Origin of the sequence: Streptococcus parasanguinis, from assembly GCF_023109675.1 — a bacterium.
In the GTDB taxonomy this organism is placed as follows: domain Bacteria; phylum Bacillota; class Bacilli; order Lactobacillales; family Streptococcaceae; genus Streptococcus; species Streptococcus parasanguinis_I.
In genome coordinates this window covers 168,671-191,750 of sequence record NZ_JALDUR010000001.1, presented here as the reverse complement: position 1 = coordinate 191,750, position 23,080 = coordinate 168,671, and the positions used below count along the sequence as shown (strand labels likewise).

Annotated in this window: 28 protein-coding genes; 7 read left to right on the top strand and 21 right to left on the bottom strand. The window is 41.5% G+C overall.

Going from position 1 to position 23,080, the window contains the following annotated elements:
• Nucleotides 1–57: 57 nt before the first annotated feature.
• The 5 genes from M1G14_RS00885 to M1G14_RS00865 all read right to left on the bottom strand — a co-directional run bounded on the left by M1G14_RS00885 (nucleotide 58) and on the right by M1G14_RS00865 (nucleotide 3,931).
• Nucleotides 58–195 carry a hypothetical protein gene (locus tag M1G14_RS00885; RefSeq protein WP_021153946.1) on the bottom strand — a complete coding sequence of 46 codons (138 nt, stop codon included), beginning with the start codon at nucleotides 193–195 and terminating at the stop codon, nucleotides 58–60.
• A gap of 154 nt (nucleotides 196–349) precedes the next feature.
• Entirely contained in the window at nucleotides 350–1,222 is an 873-nt protein-coding gene (locus M1G14_RS00880) for a helix-turn-helix domain-containing protein (protein WP_247926123.1), read from the bottom strand.
• Nucleotides 1,223–1,887: 665 nt separating this feature from the next.
• Complete coding sequence (locus M1G14_RS00875; RefSeq protein ID WP_049474661.1) at nucleotides 1,888–2,412, bottom strand: DUF924 family protein; 525 nt, start codon at nucleotides 2,410–2,412, stop codon at nucleotides 1,888–1,890.
• Nucleotides 2,413–2,415: 3 nt separating this feature from the next.
• Nucleotides 2,416–3,264, bottom strand: coding sequence for an ATP-dependent sacrificial sulfur transferase LarE (gene larE / locus M1G14_RS00870; RefSeq protein WP_045759926.1), 849 nt, complete (start codon nucleotides 3,262–3,264; stop codon nucleotides 2,416–2,418).
• 1 nt (nucleotide 3,265) lies between these two features.
• The gene (locus M1G14_RS00865; RefSeq protein WP_049474659.1) at nucleotides 3,266–3,931 is read right to left on the bottom strand and encodes a Crp/Fnr family transcriptional regulator; all 666 of its coding nucleotides are present in this window, start codon (nucleotides 3,929–3,931) and stop codon (nucleotides 3,266–3,268) included.
• Between the two features lie 159 nt (nucleotides 3,932–4,090).
• On the opposite strand from M1G14_RS00865, the gene larA reads away from it, so the two are divergent.
• The 5 genes from larA (at nucleotide 4,091) to aao (ending at nucleotide 9,592) form a co-directional block, all read left to right on the top strand.
• Nucleotides 4,091–5,365: a nickel-dependent lactate racemase gene (gene larA, locus M1G14_RS00860; protein WP_049474658.1), complete on the top strand. Its 1,275-nt coding sequence runs from the start codon at nucleotides 4,091–4,093 to the stop codon at nucleotides 5,363–5,365.
• A gap of 8 nt (nucleotides 5,366–5,373) precedes the next feature.
• A complete protein-coding gene (gene larB / locus M1G14_RS00855) occupies nucleotides 5,374–6,144 on the top strand; it encodes a nickel pincer cofactor biosynthesis protein LarB (protein ID WP_045759929.1) in 771 nt (256 codons plus the stop codon).
• Nucleotides 6,141–7,550, top strand: a complete 1,410-nt coding sequence (gene larC / locus M1G14_RS00850) for a nickel pincer cofactor biosynthesis protein LarC (protein WP_049523409.1) — start codon at nucleotides 6,141–6,143, stop codon at nucleotides 7,548–7,550. Before larB ends, larC begins: the two co-directional genes overlap by 4 nt.
• A gap of 20 nt (nucleotides 7,551–7,570) precedes the next feature.
• Entirely contained in the window at nucleotides 7,571–8,284 is a 714-nt protein-coding gene (larD, locus tag M1G14_RS00845) for a D/L-lactic acid transporter LarD (protein ID WP_024056458.1), read from the top strand.
• 135 nt (nucleotides 8,285–8,419) lie between these two features.
• On the top strand, nucleotides 8,420–9,592 hold the full coding sequence (gene aao / locus M1G14_RS00840) for an aminoacetone oxidase (RefSeq protein WP_049523411.1): 1,173 nt from the start codon (nucleotides 8,420–8,422) through the stop codon (nucleotides 9,590–9,592).
• A 35-nt stretch (nucleotides 9,593–9,627) separates the two neighbouring features.
• Here the strand turns inward: aao and M1G14_RS00835 are convergent, their stop codons facing one another.
• From M1G14_RS00835 to tsaB, 13 genes are all read right to left on the bottom strand, one after another.
• Nucleotides 9,628–10,290, bottom strand: coding sequence for a hypothetical protein (locus M1G14_RS00835; protein WP_070845709.1), 663 nt, complete (start codon nucleotides 10,288–10,290; stop codon nucleotides 9,628–9,630).
• A gap of 102 nt (nucleotides 10,291–10,392) precedes the next feature.
• Nucleotides 10,393–10,719, bottom strand: coding sequence for an AzlD domain-containing protein (locus tag M1G14_RS00830; protein WP_176745630.1), 327 nt, complete (start codon nucleotides 10,717–10,719; stop codon nucleotides 10,393–10,395).
• On the bottom strand, nucleotides 10,706–11,401 hold the full coding sequence (locus tag M1G14_RS00825) for an AzlC family ABC transporter permease (protein ID WP_070845711.1): 696 nt from the start codon (nucleotides 11,399–11,401) through the stop codon (nucleotides 10,706–10,708). Before M1G14_RS00825 ends, M1G14_RS00830 begins: the two co-directional genes overlap by 14 nt.
• A gap of 110 nt (nucleotides 11,402–11,511) precedes the next feature.
• Entirely contained in the window at nucleotides 11,512–12,066 is a 555-nt protein-coding gene (locus tag M1G14_RS00820) for a DUF3592 domain-containing protein (protein ID WP_070845713.1), read from the bottom strand.
• A gap of 8 nt (nucleotides 12,067–12,074) precedes the next feature.
• A complete protein-coding gene (locus M1G14_RS00815; protein WP_247926165.1) occupies nucleotides 12,075–12,608 on the bottom strand; it encodes a hypothetical protein in 534 nt (177 codons plus the stop codon).
• Between the two features lie 50 nt (nucleotides 12,609–12,658).
• Nucleotides 12,659–13,333 carry a DUF443 domain-containing protein gene (locus M1G14_RS00810; RefSeq protein WP_247926122.1) on the bottom strand — a complete coding sequence of 225 codons (675 nt, stop codon included), beginning with the start codon at nucleotides 13,331–13,333 and terminating at the stop codon, nucleotides 12,659–12,661.
• Between the two features lie 94 nt (nucleotides 13,334–13,427).
• Nucleotides 13,428–13,898 (bottom strand): hypothetical protein, encoded by a 471-nt coding sequence (locus M1G14_RS00805; protein WP_247926121.1) that lies wholly within the window; start codon nucleotides 13,896–13,898, stop codon nucleotides 13,428–13,430.
• Nucleotides 13,899–14,014: 116 nt separating this feature from the next.
• Nucleotides 14,015–14,335 carry a hypothetical protein gene (locus tag M1G14_RS00800; protein WP_247926120.1) on the bottom strand — a complete coding sequence of 107 codons (321 nt, stop codon included), beginning with the start codon at nucleotides 14,333–14,335 and terminating at the stop codon, nucleotides 14,015–14,017.
• Nucleotides 14,336–14,382: 47 nt separating this feature from the next.
• Entirely contained in the window at nucleotides 14,383–14,928 is a 546-nt protein-coding gene (locus M1G14_RS00795; protein WP_070845720.1) for a hypothetical protein, read from the bottom strand.
• Nucleotides 14,929–14,941: 13 nt separating this feature from the next.
• Nucleotides 14,942–16,027, bottom strand: a complete 1,086-nt coding sequence (locus M1G14_RS00790) for a hypothetical protein (protein ID WP_176745631.1) — start codon at nucleotides 16,025–16,027, stop codon at nucleotides 14,942–14,944.
• Nucleotides 16,028–16,045: 18 nt separating this feature from the next.
• Nucleotides 16,046–17,056 (bottom strand): tRNA (adenosine(37)-N6)-threonylcarbamoyltransferase complex transferase subunit TsaD, encoded by a 1,011-nt coding sequence (gene tsaD, locus M1G14_RS00785; protein ID WP_070507032.1) that lies wholly within the window; start codon nucleotides 17,054–17,056, stop codon nucleotides 16,046–16,048.
• Nucleotides 17,046–17,483: a ribosomal protein S18-alanine N-acetyltransferase gene (gene rimI / locus M1G14_RS00780; RefSeq protein WP_070845722.1), complete on the bottom strand. Its 438-nt coding sequence runs from the start codon at nucleotides 17,481–17,483 to the stop codon at nucleotides 17,046–17,048. The genes tsaD and rimI overlap by 11 nt, the downstream gene beginning before the upstream one ends.
• Entirely contained in the window at nucleotides 17,480–18,163 is a 684-nt protein-coding gene (gene tsaB / locus M1G14_RS00775; protein WP_070845724.1) for a tRNA (adenosine(37)-N6)-threonylcarbamoyltransferase complex dimerization subunit type 1 TsaB, read from the bottom strand. The genes rimI and tsaB overlap by 4 nt, the downstream gene beginning before the upstream one ends.
• A 292-nt stretch (nucleotides 18,164–18,455) precedes the next feature.
• On the opposite strand from tsaB, the gene M1G14_RS00770 reads away from it, so the two are divergent.
• Nucleotides 18,456–18,686: a DNA-directed RNA polymerase subunit epsilon gene (locus M1G14_RS00770; RefSeq protein ID WP_031576344.1), complete on the top strand. Its 231-nt coding sequence runs from the start codon at nucleotides 18,456–18,458 to the stop codon at nucleotides 18,684–18,686.
• 3 nt (nucleotides 18,687–18,689) lie between these two features.
• Nucleotides 18,690–20,372 carry a ribonuclease J1 gene (rnjA, locus tag M1G14_RS00765; RefSeq protein ID WP_003015245.1) on the top strand — a complete coding sequence of 561 codons (1,683 nt, stop codon included), beginning with the start codon at nucleotides 18,690–18,692 and terminating at the stop codon, nucleotides 20,370–20,372.
• A 251-nt stretch (nucleotides 20,373–20,623) separates the two neighbouring features.
• Here rnjA and glnA read toward each other — a convergent pair whose 3' ends face one another.
• From glnA to M1G14_RS00750, 3 genes are all read right to left on the bottom strand, one after another.
• Nucleotides 20,624–21,970 (bottom strand): type I glutamate--ammonia ligase, encoded by a 1,347-nt coding sequence (gene glnA / locus M1G14_RS00760; RefSeq protein WP_023919214.1) that lies wholly within the window; start codon nucleotides 21,968–21,970, stop codon nucleotides 20,624–20,626.
• Between the two features lie 39 nt (nucleotides 21,971–22,009).
• Complete coding sequence (locus M1G14_RS00755) at nucleotides 22,010–22,369, bottom strand: MerR family transcriptional regulator (RefSeq protein ID WP_003008872.1); 360 nt, start codon at nucleotides 22,367–22,369, stop codon at nucleotides 22,010–22,012.
• Nucleotides 22,370–22,436: 67 nt separating this feature from the next.
• Entirely contained in the window at nucleotides 22,437–22,970 is a 534-nt protein-coding gene (locus M1G14_RS00750; RefSeq protein ID WP_003008874.1) for an FUSC family protein, read from the bottom strand.
• Between the last annotated feature and the right edge of the window lie 110 nt (nucleotides 22,971–23,080).

Here is a 23,080-nt window from a genome sequence, read left to right as displayed (position 1 = left end):
CCTTTCTAAATATTATTTAAACATGTTTACAAAATAATTTATAAAACTCTTTCGAGACTATCTCGTGTAAGTATTCGCTGGGCCAGGGTCAATCTCATTCATTGGTTTCGGTTTATTTGTTCCACCTTTACCAACAGCTAAAATCAATCCTCCCAACAAAGACATGACAATGAGTTTCTTTAAAAACTTCTTCATAAGAATCTCCTTTAAATTTTGATAGATTTATTTTAGCACTAAAAAATTTTTATGTCAATATTTTTTATAAACCTTTTTTATACTTTTTTTTTTTATACTTTTTTTGTATATAACGATAGCAAAAAAACGATACCCGTGAGCATCGTTCCAATATCTAATTTTTAAATTTATCAGAGATATAGTGCTCCATTGCCAGAGCCTTCTCTGTATTATCTTCAATTTGCTTATACAAAAAATGTGCAGTCTCAAAGTAGGTTTTAACCGTCGTTCTTTCTGAAAAGTTTTGACTTAGATTTCCCAACAACACAAATGAATCAGCTAATAAATAAGTTGTTCGATAATCTTGACATAGTTTTATAGTGGCAGTTATTTGTTTAATAGCTGATTCCGTATTGTTTTGTAGCCAAAAATAACGACTAAGATTGTAGTTAAATTTTACGGACAGCTCCAGTTCCTCTATTGTATTTAAAGACAATTGCTGCAAATGAGTGGTCAATTCTTCCTTCATCGTATCAAACTTAGCTAGGCTATCTGTATCATAGTAGAAATTAAAAAGCGTATTGGAAATTTGAAGGTAGTTTATATCTGTCTTATGAGTTGATTTTAATGCCTTTTCTAACCGCTCTATTGCTAGCTCTCTTCTATCGTGAACGTAAAACTCAACCAATGAAGCTATCCATTCCAGATATATTTTATCTGACAATGATAAGCGATGAGATTTTTTTTTCTCTAAATCATAGATATATTTCAAAGATTCATAATTTCTTTGAGTAATGAACGTTTTAGATATTTTTTTAAAATCAATAAGCTCTGTACTCTCATTCAAAATTTGTTCGTCAAAAAAATAATCCATACTAACATTGAGTTTTTTAGCCAGTTGATGCAATAATTCTGAACCCGGTGTATATTCTCCGTTCTCCAAACGACTAATTTGACCTTGCTTACAAATGCCTTCTGCCAATTCTTTTTGAGATAATTTCAATTCTTTTCTTCTACTCTTAATCCTAGTAGCTAATAAGCTTCCCACTCTATTTCCTCCAGTCTATTACTGCTAATTGTATTTTATCACGATTTATAAAATAATTCAAATACGTTATATTTAAAATGCACTAAAATTATTATAGTGATATATCAAAGCTTCTCTCTCCTACCGATAACTATCTTTTATCTTTAATGAATCACAGTGCAGTTGAAATCCGATACGCTACAGCTTGTATATTAGGATATAAAGAACAAGCAAATTATTTATTTGAAAATGAGTTTTCCGAAAGCCAGAGGGAACTCTTTATTGAATATCCGATTTACCACCTTCTAAACTTTTCGTAATAATACAATCATATTATATAAAAAGAGACCCTTAGGCCTCTTCTTCTCTCCTTCAAACACTCTGTCACTGTCCATTTACTGTCCAATATAGTGTAATACATCTAAAAATTGTTAATTATGTCGCAGACTAAATCCTTTAAAATCAACATTTCTATGGATAACAAGGCTTAAAGAATCTTAAATTAAGTCTTGCATATTCATCATAGCAATAACATTCCTTCCAAATTGTGAAATTTACAGTTCATTATACCATTTTTTAGACGCTTGGAAAAGCCTAGGTGAGGGAACTCTGACATCATGCCTGCTGTTTCAGGCAATTTCATGAAGAGAGAAAAGAGTTTTGAAATCTGTGGGCCTCATCTTCCCTTAAAAGCCAGAATGTTCTTTCAAATACTCCTCTTCTTCCTTGGTCGAAGGCCGTCCTAAGATGGCATTCCGATGTGGATAACGCCCAAATTGTTGAAGAATGTCCATGTGCATCTTCTCATACTTCAAACGCTTTTCTAAGCCCGGTTGATCAAATAGGCGCAGAGCTTCTTCATGAATGGTTAAAGATTCCGAATGCATAAAGGGCATGTAGAAAAAGCCTCTTTGTACAACTGGTAATTCTTGAGCTTGTGTTAGGCCTTCTTGGGCCAAGACCAAGGCAAGCGAATCGGTCATAAAGGCTTGGGCCGTCCCTCGAAAAATATTCCGAGGAATTTGGTCCAAAAGCAAAATCTCTGCCAAGCGCCCTTGGGCGGAAGTGCGCCAGCTGAACAATTCTCCACGACTGGCCTTCCAGTAAAGTTCTTCAAAGCGCACGCGCATTTCTTGATCCAGTGCGTCTGATTTTTTGAACCAATCCTCTGGCTTCAACTCTTCAAACCAGAACTTTATCACTTCCTTCATTGCTTAACCTGCCATAATTTTTTCTTTTGTTTTTTCATCCAATGCATCATTCATCCGGCCGTACTTATATCCAGCCAAATCCAAGGCTACATAGGTAAATCCGATTTTTTTCATGTAGTCATTGATCTTGTCATGCAGTTGGATGGCTTTAAGCAGGTGGTCTTTTTCCACTTCGATGCGCGCCAAGTCTCCATGCACACGCACACGGGCTTGCTCAAAGCCAAGTCCTACAAGGAACTCTTCCCCTTCAAAAACCCGTTGTACATTTTCTGAAGTGATTTTCACTCCGTATGGGAAGCGTGAGGCAACGCTACAAGATGGCACCTTATTCCAATTGGAGACCCCTCTTTCCTTGGCCAATTGACGAATTTCTGTCTTATAGAGGCCGGCTTCTTGCAAGACACTGCGGACACCCGCTTCGTCCCGAGCCTTGATACCAGGGCGAAAATCGTCGATATCATCCATAATATTGCCGTCCACCAATTGCTTAAAGCCCAGTTCTGTAACTGAATCCTTAATAGTTTGGTACATCAATTGTTTGGTGTAATACCAAATATTGGGCGTATTGGCAGCAATCCGTGGATCACTCAATTCTCTCATTTCCAGACCAAGCACAGGTGCTCCTAGCTGATCAGCCAAGTCGAGCGCTAGATCGAACTCTTCATTTGAAAACATCTCAGAGTTCACGACGGCCGCAATAACATTGTCAGGTCCCAAGGTATCTAAGGCCACCTTCAAGAGATAAGAACTGTCAATCCCACCTGAATAGGTAACGGCTACCTTTCCGATTTTTCGTAAAATATCTTGTAATTTTTCTTCTTTTTCTTTTCTGGTTTGTGCTTCTGTTGCCATCTTAGAATAGCTCCCTTCCGATAAATTCTTCAATCCGTTCATTATCCAAAATCACGATCTTTTGCTGTCGAATATCCAAAACACCTTCTCGTTTTAATTCATTGAGAATGCGATTGACACTGTTTCGCGTCGAAATCCCACAAAAACCGGCAATATCTTCATTGGTAATGTTGAAATCAATCAAGACGCCGTCTTCTTGCTCCACACCAAACAAACTGCTTAGTTTTTGCAAATGAAAACAAACCGCCCCTTTTTTACCATTCATCATCATATACTGCTGAGACTCCATACTTTCAGACAGTTTATTACGATAATAGTCCCTCACATAGTCCTGCAGCTCTTTTTGCTCTTTGACAAAATTCCAAAACTTGACCCGAGGAATGCGATAAAAACTTGCTTCTTCTGTCTCCACTCGCACATTGAAAGGTGAGTCTGTATAGTTGGATACCTCATCACGAATCAAAGAGACAATGTCAATGGCTTTTAGATAGGAAAAGTTAAACTCACGTCCATCACGCATGATGACACTGGTCTTGACCACACCTTCTTTCAAGATGTAGATGTAATCCTCTTTGATCCCACGATAGGAGAGGTAACTATGGTATTTTTTCTTGACGATCGGCGTTCGCCTCTCTTCCAAAAATTTCACTAAAAATTCTGAATTCACGACGGTTTTTCCTCCCCATCTGCTCTTTCTTGAAATCACACTAATGATACACCTGTTTATATTTTTTTATGTTGTCATTTGTTAACAACAAATCGTACACACCTCTTTTGAAAAAGAATTATACTATAAGTATCAGTATTAATAAAGGAGATCGCAATAATGGTAGAAATTAAATTACCGTACGACAAAAAGACGATTGTTGCAAAGATTCCAGATGAAAACTTTGCAGGATTGTTAGAGTCTAAGGCGGAAAACTTCCATAACCCACTGTCTGAAGAAGAAACTGTTGAACGTTCAATGGACAACCCTATCGGCAGCCCTACTTTGGAAGAACTTGCTAAAGGCAAAAAAGACATCGTGTTGATCAGTTCTGACCACACTCGTCCCGTTCCTTCTCACATCATCACTCCAATCATTTTGCGTCGTATTCGCTCAGTTAACCCTGATGCACGCGTGCGTATCTTGGTTGCTACTGGTTTCCACCGTCCTTCAACTCGTGAAGAATTGATCAACAAATACGGCCAAGAAATCGTTGACAATGAAGAAATCGTTATGCACATTTCAACAAACGACGACGACATGGTTAAAATCGGTCAACTTCCTTCAGGTGGTGATTGTATCATCAACAAGATCGCTGCTGAAGCTGACTTGTTGCTAGCAGAAGGATTCATCGAATCTCACTTCTTTGCTGGATTCTCAGGCGGACGTAAATCAGTCCTTCCAGGTATCGCATCATACAAAACTATCATGGCGAACCACTCAGGTGACTTCATCAATTCTGATAAGGCACGTACTGGTAACCTTGACCACAACCCAATCCACGAAGATATGCTTTACGCTGCTCGTACTGCAAACTTGGCCTTCATCGTCAACGTTGTATTGGACGGCGAAAAACACATCATCGGATCTTTCGCTGGGGACATGGTTGAAGCCCACAAAGTTGGTTGTGACTTCGTTGCAGACTTGGCACGTGTGTCTAAGATCGAAAGCGACATCACAATTTCAACAAACGGTGGTTTCCCACTTGACCAAAACATCTACCAAGCTGTTAAAGGGATGACTGCAGCCGAAGCTTCTAACAAAGAAGGCGGAACAATCATCATGGTAGCTGGATGTGCAGATGGTCACGGTGGAGAAGGATTCTATCGTAACCTTGCTGACGTCAAAGATCCAAAAGATTTCTTGGAACAAGCTATCAATACACCTCGTTTGGAAACTGTTCCAGACCAATGGACTTCTCAAATCTTGGCTCGTATTTTGGTACACCACCATGTTATCTTTGTATCTGACCTTGTCGATCCTGCTTTGATCACAGGTATGCACATGGAACTTGCAACTTCATTTGACGAAGCGCTTGAAAAAGCCTTCGCTCGTGAAGGAAAAGATGCGAAAGTAACAGTTATCCGCGACGGACTTTCTGTCGTTGTTGAATAGAATCTACCATGGATTTTCAACCAAATCTAGAACAAACACTCCGTGACTTGCAAGCTGGCCATCTCTCTGTAGAGGATGCACTGGAGCAAATTAACGGTGTGAAAGAACTAGGGTATGCAGCAATTGATACTGACCGGCAACGTCGCAATGGCTTCCCTGAAGTCATCTTCGGCGAAGGAAAGACAGTTGAGCAAATGGAAGGCATCATGCAATTCCTCTTACAAAAAGAATTGCCGATCCTTGCAACTAGGGTCTCTCTCCAAAAGGGAGAGGCTCTTTCTCAGCTCTTTCCTAACGGCCATTATTATCCAGAAGCTCGCTGCTTCGTTCTCAACTCTAAAAAAGAAGAGGTGGATGCGGAGCACTACATTGCCGTTGTGACGGCAGGGACTAGTGATGTCCCTGTTGCCGAAGAGGCTGCTGTAACTGCAGAGACTTTTGGCCACGCGGTCCACCGGATCTATGACGTAGGGGTTGCCGGTATTCATCGCCTCTTTAGACGCTTAGATGAGATCCAAAAAGCCAGCGTGGTCATTGTCATCGCTGGAATGGAAGGAGCTCTTGTCAGCGTTGTTGGAGGGCTTGTGGATGTGCCTGTGATTGCCGTGCCGACTAGTATCGGATACGGAAGCAATCTTCAAGGACTTACGACTTTGATGAGTATGCTGACTTCCTGTGCTTCTGGAGTCACCGTCGTCAATATTGACAATGGATTTGGCGCAGCTTATTCGGCTTGTATGATCAACCGACTCAACCACAATCGAAAGGAAAACGAATGACCAGTCTATTTTTAGAACCTTTTTCTGGAATAAGTGGCGATATGCTCAATGGTCTATTGGTTGACCTTGGGGGAGACGTCACCTTGCTTCGCTCCGAACTCGAAAAACTGGGAGTCGATGGTTTCCACCTCCATGTTGATCGTATCGCAAAAAGCGCTATCTGGGGAACTGATTTTGATGTTCACCTTCACCACGGGGAGAAAGATACGGGGATTGAAGGCGATTTCGATCATGATCACGAACATCATCACGATCACGAACATCATCCCGATCACGAACATCATCACGATCACGAACACCATCACGATCATGAACACCATCACGATCATGAACACCATCACGATCATGAACACCATTACGATCATGAACACCATCACGATCATGAACACCATTACGATCATGAACATGAACATTCCCATGTGGATGCCCGCAGTTATGCAGACATCCACGACTTGATTGTCGCTTCTCAGTTGAGCCCTTTTGTGAAAGATAGGAGCCTTGCAGTCTTTCTTGACATTGCAAAGGCTGAAGCAGCTGTGCACAACATGCCTGTTGAGCAGATCCATTTCCACGAGATCGGTGCCATTGACTCGATCGTCGATATCGTTAGCTTTTTCATCCTAGTGGAATCGCTCGGGATCGACACAGTCTACTCCACTCCTCTCACGGAGGGAAGTGGGACGATCTCAGTTGCCCATGGGGAAATGCCGGTTCCAGTTCCTGCTGTCATGCAGTTGAGAAAGGGAACCACCATTCCGATCACTCAAGACTTCACCGTCAAAACAGAGTTGATCACCCCAACAGGGTTAGCTCTCTTGAAAGCAATGGACCCGATCTTTGAACCGATCCCATCCCACTTTGCCATCCAAAGTGTCGGCTATGGCTTTGGTAAAAGAGATACCGGAAAATTCAATGCTTTACGCGGTTCGCTATTGATGGAAGACTCCTCACATAGCACGACCATCGTCCATCACACCGATGATCGCATCGTTGAAATAACTACAACGATTGATGATCAAACACCAGAACAACTGGCTTATATTCTAAATCGGTTCTTGGATGCTGGCGCTTTGGATATCTACTATCGTAGCATCGTTATGAAAAAGAATCGTCCTGGTTTTGAGTTAACACTTTTGATTCAAACTAGCCAGCTAGAAGATTTTTCAACCCTCTTGTTCAAAGAAACCAGTACCATTGGTTTTCGATACCAACAAGTTGACCGCAAGGTCATGCAACGTCGATTTGAACAAATCGATACAGAATTTGGTACCGTTACGGTTAAAATCAATCAGTACGGATCCATCACTAAGAAGACTCTTGAATACGAAGACTGTCAGCGTATTGCTAAGGAGATGCAGTTGCCGATTCAAGAAGTTTATCACCAATTACAAAAATATATTTATTAATTTAGGAGACATTTATTAACATGACACATCAATTACTTGCAGAAGTTATGAGTACAGCTTTGATGATTATCTTCGGGGTTGGCGTACACTGTGACGACGTTTTGAAGAAAACAAAATATGCTGGAACTGGACACTTATTTGCGATTACTACATGGGCATTCGGTATCACTGTCTGCTTGTTTGTCTTTGGCGGCGTTTCAATGAACCCTGCAATGGCTTTGCTTAAAGTCCTTCTTGGTAAATTGACAATCGCTCAATTCTTCCCAATTGCAATCGCTGAAATGATCGGTGCCTTCCTTGGAGCTTTGATTGCTTACTTTATGTATGCTGACCACTTCAAGATTTCTGAAGGTCAAATTGATGGTGTTGCTATCCGTAACATCTTCTCTACAAACCCTAACTGCCGTAACCTTCCACGTAACTACTTCGTCGAAGCGTTCGCAACATTTATCTTCTTGACATCTATCATGGCTGCTGAACATGCCAACGAAGCAATGCTTCCATTCACTGTTGGTTTGATCGTTTGGGCTATCGGTATGGGTCTTGGTGGTACTACAGGTTTCGCGATGAACCAAGCGCGTGACCTTGGACCTCGTTTCGCTTACCAAATCTTGCCAATCAAAGATAAAGTAAACAACGACTGGCAATATGGTCTTCTTGTACCAGGTACTGCTCCATTTGTTGGTGCTGTCCTTGCCTTCTTCTTCATCCGTTACTTCCTTGGAATCATGTAATGAGTTGATCAAAGAATCATTCAAAAGCAAGCATCGAAAGGTGCTTGTTTTTTGATTCCTTCATTTCCGAAGCCGTCCATAAAATGATATAATGGACAAAGCAAATCATGAAAAAACAAGAGAAGGAAGAACGACATGACTCATTTTCACACCATTGTCATTGGTGGTGGCCCAGCAGGTATGATGGCTACTATTGCTAGCGCCTCTTATGGCCAACCTACGCTACTGATCGAAAAAAATAAAAGGCTCGGTAAGAAACTTGCTGGTACCGGAGGAGGTCGCTGTAACGTCACGAATAACGGGACCTTAGACGATTTGATGGCCGGTATCCCTGGAAATGGCCGTTTCCTTTACAGTGTGTTTTCCCAATTTGATAATCATGATATCATCCAATTTTTTACCGATAATGGCGTCAAACTGAAGGTCGAAGATCATGGTCGGGTCTTTCCTGTTAGTGATCAATCCCGCACCATTATTCAAGCCTTAGAAAATAAGATCCTTGAGCTAGGTGCTAGCATGGCCACCAACTGCGAAGTGGTCTCCGTCACCAAGCCAGAAGACGTCTTCATCGTCAAATCATCTGAAAACACTTGGACAGCTGATAAGCTGATCGTTACGACTGGAGGAAAATCTTACCCTTCTACCGGCTCTACTGGCTACGGACACGAAATTGCCCGCCACTTCAAACATAGCATTACAGATCTAGAAGCGGCAGAAAGCCCTCTTTTGACAGATTTTCCACACAAGGCCCTCCAAGGGATCTCTCTGACAGATGTGACCCTCAGCTACGGCAAACACATCATCACACACGACCTTCTCTTTACCCATTTTGGACTTTCTGGCCCTGCAGCCCTTCGGATGTCCAGCTTTGTTAAAGGCGGGGAAATCTTATCTCTGGACCTCCTTCCGATCACTTCTTCCCAAGAGTTAAAAGACTTTCTAGAAGAGCATCGAGAAAAGGCCATTAAAAATAGCCTCAAAGCCCTACTTCCTGAACGGTTAGCTGATTTCTTGGCGCAAGGATTCCCTGAAAAAGCCAAGCAACTCACTCCTCCTCAGACAGAAGAGCTCATTCAAAAGATCAAAGAGTTGCCTATCCCCGTCACCGGGAAGATGTCTCTAGCCAAGTCCTTTGTGACCAAGGGCGGTGTCAGCCTCAAAGAAATCAATCCGAAAACCCTAGAAAGTAAGCTCGTCCCTGGACTCCACTTTGCAGGAGAAGTCCTCGATATCAATGCCCATACAGGCGGTTTTAATATTACATCCGCCCTCTGCACCGGTTGGGTAGCAGGGAGCCCTCATTACTAAAAAAACGAACTCGATTTTCCATCGAGTTCGTCTTTTTATTGTTCTTTGGTTAATGAAAAACGAAAATCATTGTATTTGGTGTAGTCAAATTCTGTATTGACAGGCGCTGTGAAAACAATCGGGGTATAATGGCCTTCTTCTAAGACAAAACCTGGCTCCAGTCGGAAGTTGGCTACACCTAGCCCTGTGATCCCAGGAAGCAAGGCATCAGCTCCATCCAATCCTTCTGACTCCCAATAGTAGATATTGCCTGTTGCTTGGACTGCTCTTGCAGTATAGGTAGCTGTCCGAGTTGGTTCGCTATCATTTTTGAAGCTAACCACTGTTGTCACATTTCCATTGGCATCCACTGTCATTTTAATCGCATCCGCTTGTGGACTAGATCCTACCCAAGTTCCCACCAATTCTGCAGGGACAGTAGCTTGCGTCGTAGTAGACGCATTCTCGGTCTTACCAGAGTCTTTTGAAGCTGTCGCGCTACTGGCTTGAGTCGAAGAGCTAGCTGTATCGTTTGCCTGAGAGGAAGATGCCGCACTCTTTTTGCTATTACTTTTGGCTTTTTTCTCTACCTTACTGGTAGATGCTTTTTCGGATGAGGAAGCTGTTTTTTTATCCTTAGCACCACAACCACCGAGAGCTAGACCAAGTGAAGCAGCCACCAGAACAGCGGCACTCCAACGGAAGATTGATTTTTTCATACGATCACCTCTTTATCTTTCTGACTCCCATTATACTCCAATTGTTACAAAAATCAAGTTTTTTTGTAACAATTGTAATTTTTTTGTAACATATTTTTCCATTTAAAACACCAATCGCAATAGGGCGATCAAGACAATTCCAAACAAAACGGTTCCCATAAGGTTTTTGTAACGAAAGGCGACAAAGAAGCTAGGAATGGTCACCATGAGGTCCAACCAGTGAAACTGCGGGAGGCTTCCAATTTTCCCCTCTACTAAGCTTGATAAAACCAAGGCAAAGATAATGGAAATGGGCAGGTATTTGAGAAAGCGGGTCACAGGAGCCGGCAGTCCCTTGTATTTGACTAAGAGGAAGGGCAAGATCCGAGGAGTCCAGGTAACGAGGGCTGAGGCCAGAATGGCCATGAAGATATAATTATTCACGCGCATCACAGACCACCCCCACAAAACAGCCGATCAAGGTCGCAGCTAGCACAGCTAGCGGTTGCGAAACAAAAAAGAGTAAGAGAAAGAAACTCACTGCTACTGCTAACAGCACCATGAGCATAGTCTTGGTCTTTTCTGTCAGTTGCATTCCTTGAAACTGGGCTGCAAAAATCCCAATAAACATAGCCACCAAAGCAAAATCAAGCCCAAAAGCCTTTGGATCAGGTAGGAGAGATCCTAGAGCTGTTCCGATAACCGTCGCACCGATCCAGGCCGCATAGCCTACTAGATTGTTCCCATGCATCCAAGGGACTGTAATGGTATCCGTCTTTAACTTCTCGCTCAAGTAGACCCCATAACTCTCATCGGTCAGGAGGCTTCCAATCCCGATGGTATGAGCGAGACTAGCATCCTTAAAGTCAGATGACGTATGCAGACTCATCAACATATTACGGAGATTGATCAAACACACCGTCAAGGCCATATTCAAGATCGAAGAATGGGCCGCAATCAGAGAGATCATCGCAAACTGGGCTGCCCCAGCATAGACCAAGATACTCATCAAGGCCATCTCCAAAGGAGAAAGATAGGGAGACGCCACCACACCACAAGCCAGGCCAATACTGATATAGCCCAAAGCCGTCGGTAGCGCGTCCCTCACCCCCTGCCAAAAATCTTTTTCCACTCTCTCACTCCTTTCTAAATCATTGACCTCTATTATAACACAAGAAAAAAGGTTGAAAAAGGACCAATGAGAGACTCAAACCATTTCTACTGCCCTTATATTTTAAAATCTTAATTAGCCTTCCAATTGTAAACTATAGATAAAATCGTAAGTGTTACAAAAACGATCATATAAATGATGTAGAGAACGAGAAAGAGAAGAGCTAACTTTTTATACAGTTTATCTTTATTACAAAAACGTTCAACATAAGATTCTTCTGGATTTTGAGGATTATACCAGACGGTCATGGTAGATCCTTTAGGAAAGGCTTCTTCTAAAACGTTTGTATAGGAGACCATTGAGTTTCTAGAAATCACTAAATTTTCACTTAAAAGATCCGGTGTATCAGCTACCGCCTTCCGACTCATCCAAGGGGCCGATTTCACCACGGTCCAACGATATTCCAGTTGTCTCTTATATGCTATTCTATCAACAATATATTCGACAATTGGTGGAATTACCTGTTTTGCATACGCATAGCCAATAACAATACCTTCGACCCGCTCTGTTGATAGATTTTTCCTTCTTGCAAAACGCTTAGAAATGCAGAAGTAGATGAAAAAAGCAGTTAGGAAAAAGATAGACGCGCCCCCTATTACAAAAAGAAGTATAATATATACTGGCATTTTTCTACCTACTTAGTTACTTTTAAATCCGACATTTCTAATGACATCTTTTCTTCTTGTGTCATGCTCTCGACAATTTGTTTTTGCTCACTGGATATTGGCAAGGTCAAAATCGTGGCAGATTGATCAGGCAATGCTCCACTGTCACTAATTTTATAGCCAATCCGTTGATTCTGATAAATCAATTGCCCATCATATTTCCAACTCAATGAAAATTCAAAATCCTTATCAATTTGAAACCCAGCTTTGTTAATCAATAGAAAAACAGCATATTCTTGTTGATTTGATGAGAAAGTTGCGCCAGTATAGTTAATCGATAGGCTTCCTTGATTTCCAAGTTCTGGATGTTCCTTAACCAACTTCTTACCCAGTTCGATCAAATCAGATGTTTTTCCTTCATACTGAGGGGGCACTAAAAATTGCAAATCCGCTTCATGTTTAATAGACGAAGACTCTTTTGAGGTCTGTTCCGTTTTGCTCGGCAAAGAATCTTTTGATTCCTGTCGAGACTGGGCGCATGCTGTTAATAATAGAAGCGCCACTAACAAAACAATTGTTTTTTTTCAGCATTTCTACTCCTTTTTTTGTCCATTCAATTTGAATTACTTTTTTCAACGACAATCTCTTCTACACTATCAAACCGTAAATTCCCTGTTTTAGCTCCTAAAAGAACTGGGACTTTACCAAATTCAAAGGTCAATAGAAAAGCCGTAAGAATACCGCCTATCACCAAAAAGATCCCTTCTGTTCCATTATTGATGAATAAATACATGGCTAAACAGGCCAGTAAGACAAGATTCAATAGATGGGCATCAAAAATGTGCTTTCTTTCTGGTATCGGCTTGAAAGTCACCCTGTATCTCTTAGTCGCTGTAGGAAATAGAGTCTTAACCTTTTTACGAGCCTTTTCTAGAGAAAATCGAAAGAGCGCAAATGATATAAGCATGGCAACCATGAATAAGACTATCTTTAGAAAAATTTGCTGACTAATAGCATACTCACCGAATAGCTTTTTGAAGAGACTATAAACCACTCCCACAAATGACTGAACTAGAATAGCTGCTGTTCCCCCATTTAATTTATTGATGGGTGTGCCTGGAATTTCAACTTTTTTATCTACTTCCATCATCTCAACAGTAATAGTTTCCGTTGGCAACCCCCAATAATAGAGCTTAGGCTTCATTGTACTAGCATCTAACAGGAATTTTTTGCCATTGTACTCTACCAGTTGGTGACAGAAAATACTTGTTTCTTTATATTCTAACATCCTATTTACTTCCTACATGCTTTCAACATAGCATCCTAGACGGTACTAACCTGATCAAATCCAGCTTTCTTCTCCCAATCCTCCAGATAAGGCTTTACTCACTCAATTCACCACCTTTTCCATTGTAGTATTGTTTAAACTCATCATAAGAACGAATTTCATGTTCTTGACCATCTATTGAGTACCGAGCTTCAATTTTTACACCAGGTAAAGTGTCCTGTCCTTTAGGTGCAAACCAATGAAGAAGAGTATCAAACCATTCCTTACTACTTAATAACTGTAATCTAGGTTCAATCCAGTACTTACCACTCAACATTTTCTCTTTGAATTCCGGATAAATTACAAATAAATTGATATCTGTCTTTACATTCTTAGCCTGTTTCTGAAATTTAAATCCTGCCTGAAGATCAAAACCGGTATTCTTATCGATTAATTCCATTAAATTTGTATAGTCTATAATTTTTTCCTTAACTGCACTGCCCTCTGGGACGGCATACTTGCTGTAGTATTTCTGTTCATCTAACTTGTAATAAATATTTTTCCCATTTCCAATGCTACGTTCCATTGCACTACGAGAATCAAAATAGATTAGATCTACAACACTTACTCCACTATTAACATTTATTTGATAATCATAAATAAAGGCTTTTGGTGCTGTCTTACGAATCTCATCTAAAGCATTTACGGTTGTTTCTTTAAAATGATTGTCAATCTCGTAATATCGGAATCCGACATACTCCCATTTATTCTGTCATCGGTTTTTACATAGTCAAAACCAACCAGATACTTCCCATCAACCAATGTCAGATCCTTACTCAAAACAAATTGATTTTTCTCACCAAATAATTGAACATTCTTGAGATTCCCTTCATGAATGACTTTTGTTGAGCTAGGTCTCTTTTCGATAGGATTTTTCTTAGTCTCTGAAGGTTTAAAATAGAATACTAAACCGACTACAATAATTGCTAGACAAACCAGTTTCAAACTTAAAAATTTTTTCAATACATCCACCTACTTTTTCAAAGGCCTCATGCCCATCAGAGATTTCCTTAATTACCATTTTCCACTTCTTGAGATATGATCTCTATCATATCAGGCCATTTAGATAATTGGTAATCAAATTTAAACATAAAAATCACTGAAAAACTAATGAGCAAAAAGAGTGCTGCAATGGTTTCATTTCCGATAACAAACAAAAGAATAGCGGCTACAGTTAGGAACCTAAAAAGATTGACAAGAAATGTAAAGTACACCTTCCGTCTCTTTAATGCCTTGATGAACTTCTTGCACTGATCCTCATCCAACTTAGATGTCTGTAATTTCAGGCTTGCATGGTAATATCGAATAATCCACGCAGCTAAGAAGTAGGAGATAACACCTAAAATTGGAATCGTTCCAAGTCGTACCAACTGATTGTCAAATATTCCATACTCCGCTAATCCATCCGAAATTTTGTTGATAATAAATAATGTAATAGGGAGCAGTACATAAGACCAGTAGTTAGGAGAAGATGTCTCTTCTAGTATGACTTTTCCCTCCAAATCAAAATGGTAATTCTTGTTCTCCCATATCCCTAAATTAATCATTGTTTGCATAACAACCTCTTTTTCACTCTCCTTGTATGTTTTCTATTTTATTGTAGAATTGTTTAAACTCATCATAGGAATGAATCTCATGTTCTTGGCCATCTATAGAATATTCTGCTGGTATTGTAACATTTTTAAATAAATTCGTTTTTGGATTCACTAAAAGTTGAAGTATAGGAATGTTCGTGTCCACACTAGGTCTATCTGCCAAAATCCCTATCATAGAATGACTTTCGGAAAATAAATCTTTAGTATTTGGGTATTTATCAAAAATTGTAGCATCGGATTCAGGAAAATTTTTGGTTTTATCTAATGAGATTCTACGATCAGCCATTGTTAGCTGCTCATGAATAGGTAAAAATGAAATATAGTTGGTTGAATCATTCACAACTTCTTTTTCCGTTGTATCACCTTGATCAATTACCTTTCCTGATTGTAAATCAATAGATTTAATAATGTCCTTCTTATAATGATCCTTAGGACTTTTTAAGTATATATCCAACAATTCTTTGCCATTACTAATATAGATAACATTGTCAATTCTATCTGGTACATATGATTTGTTGTATTCACGAGTCATTTTAAAAAGATCATAATCCTTAGGAGTTAATTTCTTATTTTTTATATTGTATATAGTAATACCCCAATACTCTTTCCCATCCGGAATATTATGTTTCATATCATTAATATCCTTTAGTTTGTGGTATTCTTTAACAATTTTTGTTTTCCCGACAATTGGATAAGATCGTAACACATCCCCATTATTCTTTGTCATATAATAATCGAGTTTATTTGAATAATCCCATTTTGTAACGATAACCTTCCCATTTTCAATAAAATCATAATCGACAATTTTTTCTTTCAAATCAATAAACGTATATGGTTTTATATAAATAGCGATATAAGTCCTATAAGACAAAATCAATAAAAAGCCAACACCAATCATTACAAAGATTAGTTTTTTGACTCTATTCGGTACCTTTACCATTTTCTCGCTCCCTTCCCTCACCATTCTTTTATTCCTTCTATCATACCGAATTTTCTTTCGACTCGCAAATCCGCTACTAGTTGGTGAGATCCCAGCAAAAAAGCCATTGGAATCGCACATCCAATTGGCTCCTTTTTCTTATTCAATTCCTTCAAAGGCGAGACTTGGTTTGGCATTAAGATCCCAGCCTGCGAAGTTTTCTTTGTTCCACTCACTGACACTGGCATAGGCGATCATCCCTGCATTATCCCCGCAGAGGCGCAGAGGCGGAATGATGACCTTGACATCTGTGATGTCAGAAGCCAGGCGTTCACGGAGACCTTGGTTGGCTGCGACCCCACCAGCGACGACTAGGGTTTTGACCGGATATTTTTCCAAGGCCTTCTTGGTCTTGGCCATGAGAATGTCTAATACGGCTGCCTGAAAACTTGCAGACAAGTCTGCATTGGAGAGACTTTCTCCTTTTTGCTCGGCATTATGGTGCAGATTGATAAAGGCAGATTTGAGTCCTGAAAAGGAGAATTCCAGATTGTCTTCCTTGATCATGGCCCGAGGGAAATCATAGATATCAGCCCCTTGGTGGGCCAGCTGATCAATCTCACGTCCTGCTGGATAGGTCAAGCCCATCACGCGCCCAACCTTGTCATAAGCCTCTCCGACAGCATCATCACGGGTCTCTCCGACGATCTTATAATCACCCGCTTCACTGACGTAGACTAGTTCTGTATGTCCTCCACTCACCAGCAAGGCCAAAAGCGGAAACTCTAAGGGCTCGACGCTTTGAGCGGCCATCAAATGCCCTGCCATATGATTGACAGGAATCAAAGGAAGTCCATGCGCCCAGGCAAAGGCCTTGGCTGCAGCTAGGCCGACTAAAAGAGCTCCAACTAGGCCTGGACCGTAGGTGACAGCCACAGCTGTGACATCTGCTTCTGTGATACCGGCTTCTTCCAGGGCTTCTTCAATACAAGCGGTGATGACTTCCACATGGTGACGAGAGGCTACCTCAGGCACCACCCCACCAAAACGCTTGTGACTTTCGATTTGACTGGCAATGACATTGGACAAGAGTTGGTCGTCATTTTTCAAGACAGCCACACTGGTCTCATCACAAGATGTCTCAAAAGCCAAAATATATCTATCTTTCATTTGGGTTCCTCTTCATGATCACAGCATCCTCTATGGGATCGTGATAGTAGTTTTTCCTCCGTGCAATTTCTTCAAAATGCATTTTTTTGTATAGGCCTTGGGCCGGTTGATTGGACACGCGCACTTCTAAGAAAATCTCTTTTTGGTCCGGCAACTGCGCGAGTAACTGCTGAGCTAGGCCTTGGCCTTGAAAGACGCGCTTGACCGCAATCTGTAAGACCTCTGCTTCATAGAGAGTCTCTTGAATGGCGACAAATCCAAGGACTTGCCCCTCATCCACAGCTAGGAAATAGGAGGTCGATTCCTGCTCTAAATCAGCTTCAATCTGCTCCAACTTCCAGGGACTTGCTTCATAGACATCTTCCAGCACAGCGAGAATGGAGGCCGCATCTTGGCTACTCCCTTTCCTGATTGTTCCTTTCATCATAGGCGCTTGATGTAAGAGGTCGTTGTTTCCGTGTGGTCTTTGAGCCAATTTTCCTCTGCTTCGACCCGTTTGAGATAATGAGGGACAAAATCATGGAGGCTAGCAGGCGCTTGTTTGAGACCGAGACGTCCGATTTTCACTGCATCTGGCAAGGTTTCATAGTAAGTAGCCCTTGGCAGGCTAGAGGCGATCTGCTCCTTAAAGGCCGTGACTTCTCCGACAAAGGTGACCTGCTCACTCGTCGCTGCATGCTCTAGGACTTCCTCAAATGGAAAATACCCTTCTGGTGCGACCAGCTGATCATCTTGGTAAAAACCTGCATAAACGTTGTTCCGACGGGCATCCATGACAGGCACTACCAAACCTTCTAGATCATCTGGCACTAGGGCTAAGAGGCTCGAAACCCCGACCAATTCAATTCCTAAGGTATGAGCCAAGGTCTTTGCGGTTGCGACCGCAATGCGCAGTCCAGTGTAACTCCCAGGACCTTCTGCCACCACGATCCGGTCCAAGTCCTTGGGTGTCAAGTCGATTTGTTGCATCAAAAAATCGATGACCGGCATCAAGGTGATACTATGATTTTTTTTAATAGTTAATGTTGTTTCTGCAAGTAGAGCCTCATCTTCTAAAATCGCTACAGAAAGAGCCTTACTCGAGGTATCAAATGCTAATAATTTCATTTCCTACTCCTCTTGAACTGGATTATATTATACTACAAATTCCCTTCAAATCCCAGCGAAACTCTCCTCTAGAACGCAGGATTTTCCTATCCAAAACTGCTCAAAAGCTTCTCTATTATAGGTCTTTGCCCCTCTGACTTTTCCAGTCTATCTTTTACTTACAGGCGAATTTATGATATAATGATAATTAATTGTATCGAATCAGGTCCACTAGTTGCGAGTAGAAAACTCTAGTGATTACACTCCTTCGCAGCTAACAAATGGACCGAAATAATGAAAGGAAAATTACTTCATGATTTACAAAGTTTTTTATCAGAAAACAAAAGAACGGAACCCTCGTCGTGAAACGACGCATGCACTTTATCTCGATATTGATGCACCAAATGAACGCGAAGGACGCATCCAAGCTCGTCAATTGGTTGAAGCAAACACAGATTTCAACATTGAATTTATCACACCACTTTCTGAGCAACACCTTGCTTACGAGAAAGAGTCAGGTGCCTTTGAACTAACGGAGTACTAATCCATGGCCTATACCTTAAAACCTGAAGAAGTTGGTGTATTTGCCATTGGTGGACTTGGAGAAATCGGGAAAAATACCTACGGGATCGAGTACCAAGATGAAATCATCATTGTCGATGCCGGGATCAAATTTCCAGAAGACGACCTCCTTGGGATCGACTATGTGATCCCTGATTACTCTTATATCGTTGACAATATTGATCGTGTCAAAGCGGTCCTCATTACCCACGGACACGAAGACCACATCGGTGGGATTCCTTTCCTTTTGAAGCAAGCCAATGTCCCTATCTATGCTGGACCTTTAGCGCTTGCCTTGATCCGTGGAAAATTAGAAGAGCACGGCCTTCTTCGCGATGCCAAACTCTACGAAATCAACCAAAACACTGAGCTTCAATTTAAAAATCTTAAAGCAACCTTCTTCCGTACCACTCACTCGATTCCAGAACCTTTAGGGATTGTGATTCACACCCCTCAAGGAAAGATTGTCTGTACCGGAGACTTCAAATTTGACTTCACGCCCGTTGGGGAACCGGCTGACCTCCATCGTATGGCAGCTCTTGGAGAAGAAGGCGTTCTCTGTCTGCTCTCAGACTCAACCAACGCGGAAATTCCAACCTTTACCAACTCTGAAAAAGTGGTTGGCCAATCAATCATGAAGATCATCGAAGGCATCCATGGGCGCATTATCTTTGCTTCCTTTGCCTCGAATATCTTCCGTCTCCAACAGGCCGCTGAGGCCGCTGTCAAGACAGGTCGCAAGATCGTCGTCTTTGGACGCTCCATGGAAAAAGCCATCGTCAATGGAATCGAGCTTGGCTACATCAAGGTCCCTGCTGGAACCATTATCGAGCCAAATGAGATCAAAGACTATGCGGCTAATGAAATCCTGATCATGTGTACAGGAAGCCAAGGAGAGCCGATGGCAGCCCTCTCTCGGATCGCCAACGGAACGCACCGCCAAGTGCAACTCCAACCAGGAGATACCGTTATCTTCTCATCTAGTCCGATTCCTGGGAATACAACCAGTGTGAACAAATTGATCAATACGATTTCTGAAGCGGGTGTCGATGTCATTCACGGGAAGATCAACAACATCCATACATCTGGACACGGGGGGCAACAAGAACAAAAACTCATGCTCCGCTTGATCAAACCAAAATACTTCATGCCTGTCCATGGTGAATACCGGATGCAGAAGATCCACGCAGGACTTGCGCGTGATTGCGGAGTAGAAAAAGACAATATCTTCATCATGAGTAACGGTGATGTTCTCGCCCTTACAGCCAACTCTGCTCGTATTGCAGGAAGCTTTAATGCCCAAGACATCTATGTCGATGGAAATCGCATCGGCGAAATCGGAGCTGCTGTTCTTCGTGACCGGAGAGACCTTTCCGAAGACGGTGTCGTGCTTGCTGTTGCGACTGTTGACTTCAAATCGAAGATGATTCTGGCAGGACCAGATATCTTGAGCCGTGGTTTCATCTACATGCGTGAATCAGGAGACCTGATCCGTGAAAGCCAACGCATTCTCTTCAATGCTATTCGTATCGCCTTGAAGAACAAAGATGCCAATATCCAAACCGTCAATGGTGCGATTGTCAATGCCCTTCGCCCATTCTTATACGAGAGCACGGAACGTGAACCTATCATTATCCCAATGATTCTCACACCAGATGACGAAAATTAAAAAACAACCAGTTGAAACCACTGTTTCAACTGGTTTTATGATGACTTTTTGAGGATCAAAAAGAGAGTGGGACAGAAATCGGTAATTCGTTAGAATTCGATTTCGTCGTCCCACCTCCGCACAGTTGAGTAGGGCTGTAAAAGCTGATGAAATCAACGTAGTAGAGCCCACTCAACCACTGCGTCTTGCTCGACAATCCAAAAATAATTGAGAGGCTAGGACTTTTGTCCTAGCCTCTTTACTCTTGTTTCTTAATAAAGATCTAAATAGTTGTCTACTTCCCATTGGGATACGAAGGTCGCATAGCTTGCCCATTCGATTCGTTTGGCTTCGAGGAAGCTGGTGTAGATGTGTTCACCCAAGGCAGCTTTCACCACTTCGTCTTCTGTCAAGGCTTTCAAGGCATTGTGAAGAGTAGAAGGGAGATCTGTGATTCCAGCTGCTCTACGTTCTTCCGGTGTCATCACATAGATATTTTCTTCGATCGGAGCAGGTGCTTCGATTTTATTTTCAATACCGTGAAGGCCGACTTCAAGCAAGACTGCCAAAGCTACATAAGGATTGGCCATTGGGTCTACGGAACGTAATTCTAAACGAGTTCCCATACCACGTGATGCTGGCACACGTACCAATGGAGAACGGTTGCGACCTGCCCAAGCGATATAAACAGGTGCTTCATATCCAGGAACCAAACGTTTATAAGAGTTGACGGTTGGATTGGTCACAGCTGTAAAATTGTAGGCATGCTTGATCAAACCACCCAAGAAGTGATAAGCAGTTTCTGACAATTGCATTCCACGTGGATCTTCTGGATCAAAGAAGGCATTGTTGCCATCCTGGTCAAAGAGAGACATATTACAGTGCATACCTGATCCGGCAATTCCAAATTTTGGTTTGGCCATAAAGGTTGCATACAAACCGTGTTTACGGGCAATGGTTTTCACGACAAGCTTGAAGATTTGAATCTTATCACAAGCGCGGAGAACTTCGTCATACTTAAAGTCAATTTCATGCTGACCAACGGCTACTTCGTGGTGGCTAGCTTCTACTTCAAAACCCATCTTGGTCAAGACATTTACGATTTCACGACGAGTGTTATCTGCGAGGTCTGTTGGAGCCAAGTCAAAATAGCCACCTTTGTCATTTACTTCAAGAGTTGGATCTCCATTTTCGTCCAACTTAAAGAGGAAGAATTCTGGTTCTGGTCCAAGGTTAAAGGATTTGAATCCAAGTTTTTCCATATGACGAAGGGCACGTTTCAAGTTGCCACGTGGGTCTCCTGCAAATGGTTCCCCTTCTGTCGTATAGACATCACAGATCAAGCCAGCTACGCTACCATTTTCATCTCCCCAAGGGAAAACTGTCCATGTATCTAAATCTGGGTAAAGATACATGTCTGACTCGTTGATACGGACAAATCCTTCGATAGAAGAACCATCAAACATGGCTTTGTTTGAAAGAACCTTGTCCAGTTGCTCATCGGTAGCTGGAATTTCGACGTTCTTCATGGTTCCCAAAATATCAGAGAACATCAAGCGAATAAAAGTAACATTTTTTTCTTTTACTTCACGGCGAATATCTGCAGCAGTAATTGACATTTTTGTCTCCTTAAAATAGATTACAAGCTTATGAAATGATCAACGAAATTGACCATATGGCGATGGGGAAGATGTGAAGCGACTTTGCTGAAGAATGTCACGATGAAGAGCCTTACGGATCTCTTCTTGACTGACAACCTTGGTTTGCTCTTGCTCTTTTTCCGCATATTTCTTCTTAATATCCGCAATATTGAAGCCATCTGAGATATAATCTTTGATCTCAAGCAGGCGGTCCATATCGTCCAACGAATACATGCGGCGATTGCCTTCTGTCCGATCAGGAGAAATCAATCCCTGATCTTCATAATAACGAATCTGGCGAGCTGTCAAGTCAGTCAGCTTCATAACACTTCCAATCGGAAAGACTGCCAGCGAGCGTCGTAATTCCTTTTCCTTCATACCATTCCTCTTTCTATTCTATTATATCGAAAAAAAAATCTATGTCAAGATTAAATGTTATATAATCTTACATAGGTTTTTTGTGTTTCTTGAGAAAATCGCGAATGCGATCCACATCCGAATTGACCAAAATCGCAACGAAAACGCCAATAAAGGTCTCAAATATTCGGGCAAAAACATACAAGAAGGTTTCTCCGTTAGGAATCGAAAGGGTAATGATCAGCATTGCCGAAACTCCTCCGATAATTCCTGCTTTATTATTCATAGCGACATTTGTCATAATGGTTAACATGGTCGCAATAGGTACAAAAATCAGAGTCACCCAATACGCCCCATGAAAGAGCGTTTTTAAAAGGAAGAACAATACGGCATAAAAACCTCCGATACTGTTGCCCATGACACGCGAAGCCCCGAAGTGGACACTCTTATCAAAGTCTTCCCTCAAACTAAAAACAGCTGTCAACGTCCCGATCTGAAGGCCTCGCCAGCCAAATATTCCAAAAATAAGTAGTACAATAAAAACGGCAATCCCTGTTTTAAAGGTTCTCATCCCCAAACGGAATTTGGACCAATCAAATTTGTGTCGTTTAAAGTAATCCATGGTCACCTATCTTTCTATTTCTATTATTCTACCATATTTTCAGAAAGGAGAGAACAGATATCAATAGAAAGAAAAAAGAGAGTGGGACAGAAATCGGTAATTCGTTAGAA

Bases quoted from the DNA above. Each gene is read 5' to 3' on its own strand.
- M1G14_RS00750 (WP_003008874.1), bottom strand. From the start codon at position 22,970: ATGGATTACTTTAAACGACACAAATTTGATTGGTCCAAATTCCGTTTG.
- M1G14_RS00790 (WP_176745631.1), bottom strand. From the start codon at position 16,027: ATGTGCGATTCCAATGGCTTTTTTGCTGGGATCTCACCAACTAGTAGC.
- tsaB (WP_070845724.1), bottom strand. From the start codon at position 18,163: ATGAAATTATTAGCATTTGATACCTCGAGTAAGGCTCTTTCTGTAGCG.
- M1G14_RS00820 (WP_070845713.1), bottom strand. From the start codon at position 12,066: ATGCCAGTATATATTATACTTCTTTTTGTAATAGGGGGCGCGTCTATC.
- M1G14_RS00875 (WP_049474661.1), bottom strand. From the start codon at position 2,412: ATGAAGGAAGTGATAAAGTTCTGGTTTGAAGAGTTGAAGCCAGAGGAT.
- M1G14_RS00755 (WP_003008872.1), bottom strand. From the start codon at position 22,369: ATGAAGGAAAAGGAATTACGACGCTCGCTGGCAGTCTTTCCGATTGGA.
- glnA (WP_023919214.1), bottom strand. From the start codon at position 21,970: ATGTCAATTACTGCTGCAGATATTCGCCGTGAAGTAAAAGAAAAAAAT.
- rimI (WP_070845722.1), bottom strand. From the start codon at position 17,483: ATGATGAAAGGAACAATCAGGAAAGGGAGTAGCCAAGATGCGGCCTCC.
- larC (WP_049523409.1), top strand. From the start codon at position 6,141: ATGACCAGTCTATTTTTAGAACCTTTTTCTGGAATAAGTGGCGATATG.
- M1G14_RS00795 (WP_070845720.1), bottom strand. From the start codon at position 14,928: ATGCAAACAATGATTAATTTAGGGATATGGGAGAACAAGAATTACCAT.
- aao (WP_049523411.1), top strand. From the start codon at position 8,420: ATGACTCATTTTCACACCATTGTCATTGGTGGTGGCCCAGCAGGTATG.
- M1G14_RS00885 (WP_021153946.1), bottom strand. From the start codon at position 195: ATGAAGAAGTTTTTAAAGAAACTCATTGTCATGTCTTTGTTGGGAGGA.
- M1G14_RS00805 (WP_247926121.1), bottom strand. From the start codon at position 13,898: ATGGAACGTAGCATTGGAAATGGGAAAAATATTTATTACAAGTTAGAT.
- M1G14_RS00830 (WP_176745630.1), bottom strand. From the start codon at position 10,719: ATGCGCGTGAATAATTATATCTTCATGGCCATTCTGGCCTCAGCCCTC.
- rnjA (WP_003015245.1), top strand. From the start codon at position 18,690: ATGGCCTATACCTTAAAACCTGAAGAAGTTGGTGTATTTGCCATTGGT.
- M1G14_RS00770 (WP_031576344.1), top strand. From the start codon at position 18,456: ATGATTTACAAAGTTTTTTATCAGAAAACAAAAGAACGGAACCCTCGT.
- larB (WP_045759929.1), top strand. From the start codon at position 5,374: ATGGATTTTCAACCAAATCTAGAACAAACACTCCGTGACTTGCAAGCT.
- larA (WP_049474658.1), top strand. From the start codon at position 4,091: ATGGTAGAAATTAAATTACCGTACGACAAAAAGACGATTGTTGCAAAG.
- larD (WP_024056458.1), top strand. From the start codon at position 7,571: ATGACACATCAATTACTTGCAGAAGTTATGAGTACAGCTTTGATGATT.
- M1G14_RS00810 (WP_247926122.1), bottom strand. From the start codon at position 13,333: ATGTTAGAATATAAAGAAACAAGTATTTTCTGTCACCAACTGGTAGAG.
- larE (WP_045759926.1), bottom strand. From the start codon at position 3,264: ATGGCAACAGAAGCACAAACCAGAAAAGAAAAAGAAGAAAAATTACAA.
- tsaD (WP_070507032.1), bottom strand. From the start codon at position 17,056: ATGAAAGATAGATATATTTTGGCTTTTGAGACATCTTGTGATGAGACC.
- M1G14_RS00835 (WP_070845709.1), bottom strand. From the start codon at position 10,290: ATGAAAAAATCAATCTTCCGTTGGAGTGCCGCTGTTCTGGTGGCTGCT.